Source organism: Archangium sp., from assembly GCF_036388035.1.
In the GTDB taxonomy this organism is placed as follows: Bacteria; Myxococcota; Myxococcia; order Myxococcales; family Myxococcaceae; genus Archangium.
The window spans coordinates 1-10,027 of sequence record NZ_DASVSO010000603.1 but is presented as its reverse complement, the minus strand read 5'-3'; the positions used below and the strand labels follow the sequence as shown (position 1 = coordinate 10,027).

Sequence of the window (10,027 nt, the reverse complement as noted above, 5' to 3'; positions counted from 1 at the left end):
CGGGCCGGGCCTGCCGGTGTTCTGGGTCATCGACCTCGGGCCGGCCACGCTGACGCTGGCCCTCACCGGGTGGACGGAGAGCGGCTGGTCCAGCGCGGCGGCCTTCGATGCGCTCATGCCGCGCGCGGTGCCGGACGGGCTCGCGGAGAAGCTGCGCACCCGGCTGCGCAAGGAGGGCCCCCAGACGTTCGAGGCGCTCGCCTCGGGCACGGAGGCGCCGAAGGACGCGGTGCGCGGGGCGTTGCAGCTCGAGTGCCTGCGCGGGCGCGTCCTCTATGACATCGCCAGGGGGACGTACCGGCCGCGCGAGCTGCTCTCCACCCCGGTGGACGAGGCCGTCATCCGCTACGGCAACGAGCGCGAGGAGCGGGCGCACCGGCTGCTGGGCGACGGAGGCCCGGGAGCGGGCGAGGTGAAGCTCACCAAGGTGCACGACGTGGTGGGCGTGGGCACACGGCTGAGCGGCGAGGTGGTGGACCGCGAGGCGGTGCGCAGCTTCTTCCCCGGCTTCCTCCTGGACTTGGAGGGCCGGGTGCGCGAGGCCAACTGCGGCTGCTCGCACTATCGGCGCTCGGGGCTGCGCGAGGGCCCGTGCGAGCACATGATTGCGTTGCGGCTCGCGTACGCCCGGCAGCGAGTACAGGAGGAGGCGCTGCGGCAGACGCCGAAGGGCCGGGCGCTCATCCGCGCGGAGACGCGCTCGTACGTGCGGCGCGACGAGTCCGGCCAGGAGCAGGTGTACCGGGTGTCGCTGGACGGCAAGCTGGTGTCCGTCGAGTGGGGCCCGCGCCTGGGCGAGCAGCGCCACCAGCGGCTGTGGTTCGACACGGACGCCGAGGCGCGCACGGCCTACTTCACGCGCCTGGAGTCCCTGGCCGCCGAGGGCTTCATCGACTCGGTAGGCGGAGCGGTGTAGCCGGACACGAACGCCGCTCTTAGACCATGCGCCCGACGAAGAGTCTCCGTGCACCGGCTCTCGCGAGGCACCGTGAGCCGCTCGCGGAGAACGCGAGCGGCTCGAGGCCCTCCGCGTCAAAGAGGGGGCGCCGCTGCTTCGTGCGCAGATCGAGCACGGCCAGCGCCGCCCCGTCGTCCGTGCGCCCACTGGCGGGCGCGCTCGCATCGACGACCACGACGGCATGCGGCCCGGCCCAGAGCATCGGCATGTCATACGTCGAGTAGAGATCATCGACCGTGAGCGGGACCCGAATCGCCTCGCGCACCCACTGCTGGAAGTCCCCCGGGGTCTCCTCCCGCTTGCCACGGTCGAGCGTCACGATGACCGGCGCTCCGGCGCGCTCGGCCCGGACACCGAGCACGTCACCCGCGAAGCACAGGTTCGTGAACCCGAACGTCAGGCTCGCGTCGCTACGGAGCACCTCGTGCACCTCGCCCGTGTTGGTGTCGATGACAACGATGACCGCGGCATCGTCCTGCCCGTATCCCTGGGAGCGCTCGTTGACGAAACCCGGCGTGACGAGCGCGAGGGCGACCCGCCCCGGCGTGCCAGCGATGGCCGTGCAGAGCCCCGGCAGCTCGAAGAGTTCCCTGCCTTCGAGCGCCATGGCCGACTTGCCTCGCCGCCACCATGACGTGACGAGGCGCTCGCCCGCGAATGCGCCGACGGCCTGCGGCGTCGGCTCCGTGACGACGCGCTCGAAGCCGCGGTATGCAGCGTCGGCGTTCGCATGTGTACCGACGAGCGCACGCGCGAGGACGCCGACGACGCGTCGCCGCTGGTGCGGGCTGCGCTCCTCAAGCTCGGCGGTGCCGACGCCTCGCGCGACGTGGAGGAGGAACTCGGTGCCTTCAGTGGACCCGATGGACAGCACCTCAGTCTCGACGCCGACGCGCCGCACGCACTCACTCGGCGCCGCGCGCACGCAGAACGAAGAGCGCGGCACACCGGGCTCGAGCGTGACCGGCACCTCGAGCCATGTCGCCACCTTGCGGACGAACGCGGCCCCCACCTCCGCATTGGCGGCGTCGAGGGTGCTGTCGTCCACCCACACTCCACCGTCGAGCACGTACCGCGTGCCGAGCGGGTGCTCCTCCACCGCGAGCGTCACGCGGAGCGGCGGCATCTTGTCGAGCGCGGGACGCACGAACGACGACACGCGCGCGAACGGCACCTCGCTGCCCTCGACGAGCGCAAACGAGACGTCGGCCCATCGTCGGCCGGCGAGCTGGTCGAGCAGCTCGTCGAAGCCGTCAACGAGGGAGCACTCGAACGCCGCGTGTACAGAGCGCGGCACGTCGAGGTACTCGATTCTGGGCTTGAGGTGCTCCTCGTCGATTTCGACACCGTGGAAGATCGGGCCGTCCATCGTGTATCCCGACAGCACGACCTCGCCCGTCGATGAGGCCTGCACCATCACCATCGCAATGCCGTCCTGGAGAGACACGTGCAGGGCATCGCACCGAAGAGCGCGCGCGATCATGCCGAGCCGGTGCTCGCCCGATGGCCCCGGTTCCGCGAGCAGGTCGAACGGCGCGGTCCGGACGACAGACCAGCCGCCTCGGCCAGCCCCGAGCGCAAGGGCCCACCGGTCGGAGGTCGCGCCAGTCCCGTATTGCATCCTGTCCCATGTCTCGCGCTTGCGCCGCACATAGGGCGCCGCCACGAGGCCTTCCTCTGTGCAGAGGTCGCGGATGGCGCGCTCGAGCGCATTGAGGTCGTCGGTCCGGAAGAACGTTGCCTGCCCCCATTCGCCCATGGGGGCCTTCTATACCCTCCTCCCGCTGCGGCCTTGGGATGAATGACGCCGTTCATCGACTCGGCCAGGTAATGTGGCTGTTGCACGCGGCACCTGCCAGCATGGAGCCATGAGGTTGCCGACCCCCGCCGCACTCCTGGCCGCCGTGCTGTTGCTGACCTCTGGTGCCCTCGCCGCCGAGGCGGACGAGTTCCAGATGCTCCTGCGGCACTCCGGCCTGCCGCAATCCGTCTACCTGCCTCCAGGCCAGGCCCTCACCCCGGAGAAGGCCCAGGCGCTCTGGCGGGAGCTCGTGGGCGCCCCCGCTACCTTGCGCACCTTCGCGCCCCGCACCACCCTGGCGCGCCTGCTACGTGAGGCCTCCGCTACCGGCCATCCCCTGACCTACGCCGAATTGCTCGCCCGCACCGGGCGCTTCCGCCGGTTGGTGGTGGCCCGGCCGGATGGCTACTGCGCCGTGGCGCTCACCGGCACCCCCATCTCCTGGCTGGGACAGCCCACCCTCTGGCAGGGTGAGCTGTACGTACAGCGCATGCGCGTGGGCGCCTTCCACTTCGACGGGGGTGGCGTCTACTTCACCGTGGACGAGGCCCTGCGCAAGCAGGAGTCCCCGCCAGTGGGCGAACGTGCCCTGGGACGCAACCCCGCTACCGCCGCGCTGCTGGGGGCGGAGGACGCACTGGAGGAGATGGCGCGGGGATTGGCGACCCTGCTCACCGAGCCGACGCGCACCCTGGCGGGTTTGTCCCAGCTACCCTCGGCAGTAGCGGGTCTCATCTCCAGCTCTCCCGAGTACTTTGCCCGCTACAGGGCAATGAACCTGGAGGACCAGATTCGCGAGGCGGCGCGGCTGGCCACGCACATTCTGACGCTCCAGGGCGGTGCGGCCACGGTGGGACCTCGGATGGCCTCGGCCTCGCGACTTCCGGTGCTCACCGTGTCGGCCCAGGGCGCACTGGTCGTGCGCGAACTGGCGGTGCCGGCCGGAGCCATGACCGCGGCCGTAGGGGCTGGTACCGCATCGGTCTCCATTGTCTTCATGGCACAGGGCAATGGGCTCGGCGGCGGCAACAGCTCCTGGCCTCCGGCACTCGCAGGACCCGGCCAATGGACGCAGAAGACGGAGCGCATGTCCGGAGAGGCCCAGCGTTACCAGAGTCAGGTGACGGGCGCTCCGGAGGGATGGGTCTACCGCGTCCGCACCGGGCCAGGACCCAAGGACTTCGTGGACTTCGACGGCTTCAAGAACGGCGTACTCCTGGAGGTCAAGGGACCCGGCTACCGGCAACTGCTCGAGAAGATGCAGGAAAAGAGCTGGTTCGAAGGCATCGATGACATGGTCGCCCAAGCCAGTAGACAGCTTCAAGCGGCCAAAGGCACTCCCATTCAATGGCATTTCGCGGAGCAGGACGTGGCTGAACGGATCCGAAAGGTATTCTCTCTGAGAGAGCTCGATGCCATCGAGGTCATCTAAACGCCCATGCAACCGTGAGGTCACCCGCTCATGAATGAGACGTACTACGTCGGTGCCTACTGGCTGGCACGAGGAGAGAGCGCCGAACTCTGTGCTCGGCGTGCAGAGTCCTTCTTCCACCTTCTGGCCTCTTGCGACCCGAGCCTTTCCCACTGGTACGAGAAGGGCTGGACCCAGGAGGAGGCACTGAAGCACCGTTTCTCGCCCACGAAGGATGAATTCCTGGGGAAGTTCGCTCCGCAAAAGGAAGGACGTTCCGAGGATGACTTCCACCTGGGCCTCTGGAACGGAGAAGCCAATGGAGCCGCGAGCAATATCTCCCTTCACTGCGGTTGTGCCTCCGCCTGGGTCTCCAACTTCTGTGTGCTCAATCCACCGGAGGAAGGCCCCGTCGCCGAACGCATCCTGCAAGCACCAGTTCTCGCACGGGCGCTGCGCTCCATGGCCGTGGCCTGGGAGCCCGAGTGGGCAGTGGCCACCTCCGACATGCACCGAAGTGAGGTCCTCAAGAAAACCAAGGCTGGCACCTTCGTCGGCTGGCTCATGTACTTCTCCCACCGCCGAGGCCCGCTGCCCCCTCTGACTCCTCCCGTCCAGGTCGAGCCCGTCGAGGACAAGGGCACGCTCGTCATCCTCACCCCCGAGCGCTTCACCGCCACCAACCCCGCGCACGTGGAGCTGGCCCGCGACGTGTCCGAGCGCCTCGCCCAGGCCGGGCTGCTCGCGCCGCTGCGCCCCTGGAATGGATGACGCCCTTCATCGACTCAGCCGGCGGGATGGTGTAGAAATCCCGAAGATTGTCCGGCCGCGAGACACACGGCCGGGAGGGGCGGACGCGACGAAGCACGGCAGACGCGCCAGGTAGCGCGAGCGGTCGAGAGAGGTCCGGAAAAGCATCAGCCTCAGCGCCTCGAGCGCGGGAGCGGCGCTGCGCCGCTCTGGAAGCAATGCTGGACACTCTCCGCAAGGTAGCCTGTTCTTGGCTCTCTCCTGGTACGGGGGCTCCGGCCGCCCGGGGAGCTGAGCCAACGACGCAACCGCCGTTTCCCCAGGCGGCCGGAGCCCCCGTACCAGGGAGAGCCGGTGAGGCTACCGTGCCCCAGGTGAGCAGGTGGTGTTGTTCCAGGCCTCCCTCGACCGCTCGCGCCGTGCTGCCCCGCCCCGGATGAAGCCCGCTCGCCATTCCGAGGTGCCTCGATGACCGCGAAGCTCGAGACGTTCGTCCCCGCCGCGGCGCCCGTGGTGGTGTCCTCTCCGCCGCCCGCCGCCGTGGACGCGGGGGTCAACCGCATGGCCCAGCGCGAGGTGAGCCAGCGCGAGGAGCAGGCGCGGCTGGCCCGCTGGAAGGCGATTGAGGAGGCCGGTGGCCAGGCGGCGTGGGTCGACGCCGAGCTGAAGGCCAAGGGGCTCGCGCCCGAGCACGAGGATCCGAGCGAGCTGTCCGAGAAGGAGAAGACGGCCTGGAAGGAGAAGAAGAAGGCCGAGGCCGCCGAGCGCCGCGGGCTCGAGCGCCTGGCGTGGGAGGCGTGGCGCGCCACGCACATCAACCACCTGGGTGCGGGGGTGCACTGGGACGAGGCGGCGGGCCCGGACGCGTTCGACCTGAAGGACCGCGAGGAGCGGGCGAAGGCGAACGGGCTGCCGGAGCTGGGCTCGGCGCAGTCGCTGTCGAAGGCGCTGGGGCTGAGCGTGGCGAGGCTGCGCTGGTTCGCCTACCACCGGGAGGTGGACACGGGGACGCACTACATCAGCTGGGAGATTCCCAAGCGGGATGGAGGCAAGCGGACCATCACCTCGCCGAAGAAGGAGCTGAAGGCGGCGCAGCGCTGGGTGCTGGCGAACGTGGTGGAGCGGCTGCCGGTGCACGGGGCGGCGCACGGCTTCGTGGCGGGGCGGTCCATCGTCACCAACGCGCTGGCGCACAAGGGCGCGGACGTGGTGGTGAAGATGGACATCAAGGATTTCTTCCCCTCGGTGACGTGGCCGCGGGTGAAGGGCGTGTTGCGCAAGGGCGGGCTGCCGGAGAACACGGCGACGCTGCTGGCGCTGATGGCCACGGAGGCGCCGCGCGAGGTGGTGCAGTTCCGAGGCAAGACGCTGTACGTGGCGAAGGGCCCGCGCGCGCTGCCGCAGGGGGCGCCGACGTCGCCGGGCATCACCAACGCGCTGTGCCTGCGCCTGGACAAGCGGCTGTCGGCGCTGTCGAGGCGGCTGGGCTTCACCTACACGCGCTACGCGGATGACCTGACGTTCTCCTGGCGCAAGAGCAAGACGAAGCCGGAGGCACCGGTGGCGGTGCTGATCGCCCGGGTGGAGCGGGTGCTGGAGGCCGAGGGCTTCCGGGTGCATCCGGACAAGACGCGGGTGATGAAGCCGGGCAACCGGCAGGTGGTGACGGGGCTGGTGGTGAACGAGGCCGCGAAGGGGCAGCCCGGGGCGCGAGTGCCGCGCGAGGTGGTGCGCCAGCTGCGAGCGGCGCTGCACAACCGGGAGAAGGGCAAGCCGGGCAAGGAGGGCGAGACGCTCGAGCAGCTCAAGGGCATGGCCGCCTTCATCCACATGACGGACCCGGCGAAGGGCCGCGCGTTCCTGGAGCGGCTCGCCGCGCTGGAGAAGCGCGAGGCCTGAACCACCTCTTTCTCGGTTTCCACCCCTGCCTTCTTCGAGGAGCACGCTCCATGTCCACGGCCACCTCGCTGCTGCCGCCCGGGCCCCGCATCACCCCGCTGCAGACGTTCCGGTTCATGCGCAATCCCTCCGGCCTCCTCCAGGAGTGCCGCGAGCGCTACGGAGACCCGTTCACCCTGCCCCTCCCCGTGGGCAACGTGGTCATCACCGGCGACCCCGAGGGCATCCGGGAAGTCTTCAGCTCGGACCCCTCCGTCTTCGAGCCCCTCGGCCAGCTTCCCCTGGCACCCGCCGTGGGAGAGAACTCGCTGCTGCTGATGGGCGGGCAGCGCCACAAGCGCGAGCGCAAGCTCCTCATGCCGCCCTTCCATGGCGAGCGCATGCGCGCCTATGCGCAGCTCATGCGGGAGCTCACCCTGCGCGCGGCCAGCACCCTGAAGCCGGGCGGCACCTTCCGCGCCCAGGGCATGACGCAGGACATCTCCCTGGAGGTCATCATCCGCGCCGTCTTCGGCATCGAGGAGCCGGAGCGTGTGCGGCGCTACCGCGAAGTCATGGTGGCCTACCTCGAGTCCTACACGCCGCTGCTGATGATGGCCGCGCCGCTGCGCCGCTCCTTCGGCGGGATGGGCCCGTGGGCGCGCTTCCAGCGCCACGTGGCGGAGCTGGACCAGTTGCTCACGGAGGAGCTGGCGAGTCGGCGCGGGCACGAGGAGGGCCACACCGACATCCTCAGCTTGCTGCTCGCGGCGCGGGACGAGGAGGGCCAACCCATGGCGGACGCGGAGCTCAAGGACGAGCTGCGCACCCTGCTCATCGCCGGCCATGAGACCACGGCCATCGGCATGGCCTGGGCGCTCTACCACCTGCACCGCGAGCCCAAGACGCTCGAGCGCCTGCTGGAGGAACTCGCCCCGCTGGGCCCGACGCCCGAGCCGGAGGCACTCGCGAAGCTGCCCTACCTGTCCGCGGTGTGCGACGAGTCGCTGCGCCTGCACCCGGTGGTGGTGGTGGTCGGCCGCCGCCTCCGCGCCCCCCTCACCCTGCGCGGGCGCGAGCTCGCCCCGGGCACCAACATCATGGTGTCCATCTGGCTCGCCCACCACGACCCGGAGCGCTTCCCCGAGTCCGAGCGCTTCCGGCCCGAGCGCTTCATCGAGCGCAAGTTCACGCCCTTCGAGTACCTGCCCTTCGGTGGCGGGGCGCGGCGCTGCATCGGCGCGGCCTTCGCGCTGTCCGAGATGCGCATCGTCCTGGGCACGCTGCTGGCCACCCACCGCTTCTCGCTCGCGAGCGACAAGCCCGAGCGCCCGGTGCGCCGCAACATCACGATCGGCCCGGTGGGCGGCGTGGAGATGGTGTACGAGGGGCCGCGTCACGGAGCCCTCGCGTGACGGAGGCGGAGGCCGCGCGCACGCGTGGCATCCGCACGCCGCGTAGACTCCGCTCACTCGCGTAGGCCGGGCATACACGGAGGGGCTCGCCCGTTCGCCCGTCCTCCGGGCACCTTCGCCGAAGGTGGCCGGGTCCTACTTCATCTGCTACGAAGGAGTTCCCCCCACCCGCCCATCCTGGCGGGGACGCGCTCCCGGCATGAATTCCCCCTCGAGGCTGCAGGCACTGGCCGCGTTCCTGCCCGGCTCGCTCGTCCGTGCCCTCTCGGAGGATGCCTCCCGCCCGCGAGAAGGGGCCCGGCGCGAGCAGCAGGGCGCGGTGCTCTTCGCCGACCTGACGGGCTTCACCGCCATGGCCGAGGCGTTGGATCGCGGCGGGCCCTCCGGCGCCGAGCGCCTGCGAGGCATCCTCGACGCGTGTTTCTCACAACTTCTCGACACCCTGCTGGCCCATGGCGGGGACGCGCTGCGCTTCGCCGGGGACGCGATGGTGGCGCTGTGGCCCGTGGACTCCGAGGAGGAGCTGCCCCACGCCGTACGGCTGGCCGCCCAGTGCGCTCGGGCGGCGCAGGCGCTCATCGAGGGCGCCGAGCCGGTGGACGGGGTGCGGCTGCGGCTGAAGGTGGGCATCGGCGCCGGGCTGGTGCAGCTCTCGGACGTGGGCGGCGAGGGGGGACGCTGGGACTTCCTGGCCTCGGGCGAGCCGATGCTGGAGATGGCCCAGGCCGAGCACGTGGCGCAGCCAGGGGAGATCATCCTCGGCCCCCAGGCGTGGCGGCGACTCGGCGGCGTGGCCCAGGGCGAGTCCCGGGGCGAGGCGGGCTGGAAGCTGCTGGCACTCGAGCCCGTGCCCCTGCCGGAGGTACACCGGCCGGAGCCTCGGCCGGAGCTGGGGCCAGCACTGCGTGCCTACCTGCCGCTGGTGGTGAACCACCGGCTGGAGGCCGGGCACGGCCAGTGGCTGTCCGAGTTCCGCACCGTCACGGTGCTCTTCATCAACCTGGGCACGCGGGACTTCGCCGCCGGCCAGCGGCCCGAGGAGTTGCAGCGCGCCCTGCGCACCATCCAGGCCATCCTCTTCCGCTATGGGGGAAGCGCCCACCAGATGGTGGTGGACGACAAGGGCGTGGTGCTGGTGGCGGCCTTCGGGCTGCCGCCGCTGTCGCACGAGGACGACGCGGCGCGAGCGGTGCAGACGGCGCTGGACGTGCGCACCGCGCTGGGGGCGCAGGGGGTGACGTACCGCCTGGGCCTGGCCACCGGGCGCGTCTTCTGCGGCACCACGGGCGGGGCCACGCGGCGCGAGTACGTGGTGGTGGGCCACACGGTGAACCTCGCCGCGCGGCTCATGCAGGCGGCGGGCAACGACATCCTCTGTGACGCCACCACGCTGCGCCAGGCCTCCGCGCGGCAGCGCTTCGAGACGCTCGCGCCCCTGAAGATGAAGGGGATAACGCAGCCGGTGCCGGTGTTCCGCCCCGACGTGGGGGCCCACGGCGCGGAGACGGCCGCGAGGAGCACGCGGGTGGTGGGCCGCCAGCCGGAGCGCACCCGGCTGGCCACGGGGGTGCGCAGCCTCGCCGAGCGGGGCGTGGGCGGCACGGTGCTCCTCGAGGGCGAGGCCGGCATGGGCAAGTCCGTGCTGGTGGAGGAGCTGCTCGCGCAGGCCGAGGCCGCCGGGCTGTCCACGGCCAGCGGGGCGGGCACCTCGGTGGAGAGCTCCTCGACCTACCACGCCTGGCGTCCGGTGCTCGCGCGCCTGCTGGAGCTGGACGGACTGAAGGACGAGGCCCCGCGCACCGAGCGACTGCTGG

6 protein-coding genes and 1 pseudogene are annotated in these 10,027 nt (G+C 70.9%); 6 read left to right on the top strand and 1 reads right to left on the bottom strand.

Annotation, left to right across the window (positions count from 1 at the left end):
• A pseudogene (locus tag VF697_RS24675) lies at positions 1–916 on the top strand (SWIM zinc finger family protein); the annotation flags it as partial.
• Positions 917–935: 19 nt separating this feature from the next.
• Here VF697_RS24675 and VF697_RS24670 read toward each other — a convergent pair.
• Complete coding sequence (locus VF697_RS24670) at positions 936–2,717, bottom strand: hypothetical protein (protein WP_331099036.1); 1,782 nt, start codon at positions 2,715–2,717, stop codon at positions 936–938.
• 109 nt (positions 2,718–2,826) lie between these two features.
• On the opposite strand from VF697_RS24670, the gene VF697_RS24665 reads away from it, so the two are divergent.
• From VF697_RS24665 to VF697_RS24645, 5 genes are all read left to right on the top strand, one after another.
• Entirely contained in the window at positions 2,827–4,191 is a 1,365-nt protein-coding gene (locus VF697_RS24665; protein ID WP_331099034.1) for a Tox-REase-5 domain-containing protein, read from the top strand.
• A gap of 30 nt (positions 4,192–4,221) precedes the next feature.
• Positions 4,222–4,941, top strand: coding sequence for an immunity 52 family protein (locus VF697_RS24660; RefSeq protein ID WP_331099032.1), 720 nt, complete (start codon positions 4,222–4,224; stop codon positions 4,939–4,941).
• A gap of 447 nt (positions 4,942–5,388) precedes the next feature.
• Complete coding sequence (locus VF697_RS24655) at positions 5,389–6,819, top strand: reverse transcriptase family protein (protein ID WP_331099031.1); 1,431 nt, start codon at positions 5,389–5,391, stop codon at positions 6,817–6,819.
• 50 nt (positions 6,820–6,869) lie between these two features.
• Entirely contained in the window at positions 6,870–8,213 is a 1,344-nt protein-coding gene (locus VF697_RS24650; protein ID WP_331099029.1) for a cytochrome P450, read from the top strand.
• Between the two features lie 199 nt (positions 8,214–8,412).
• Positions 8,413–10,027 (top strand): adenylate/guanylate cyclase domain-containing protein (locus VF697_RS24645; protein ID WP_331099027.1); only part of this gene is annotated, 1,615 nt, incomplete at its 3' end.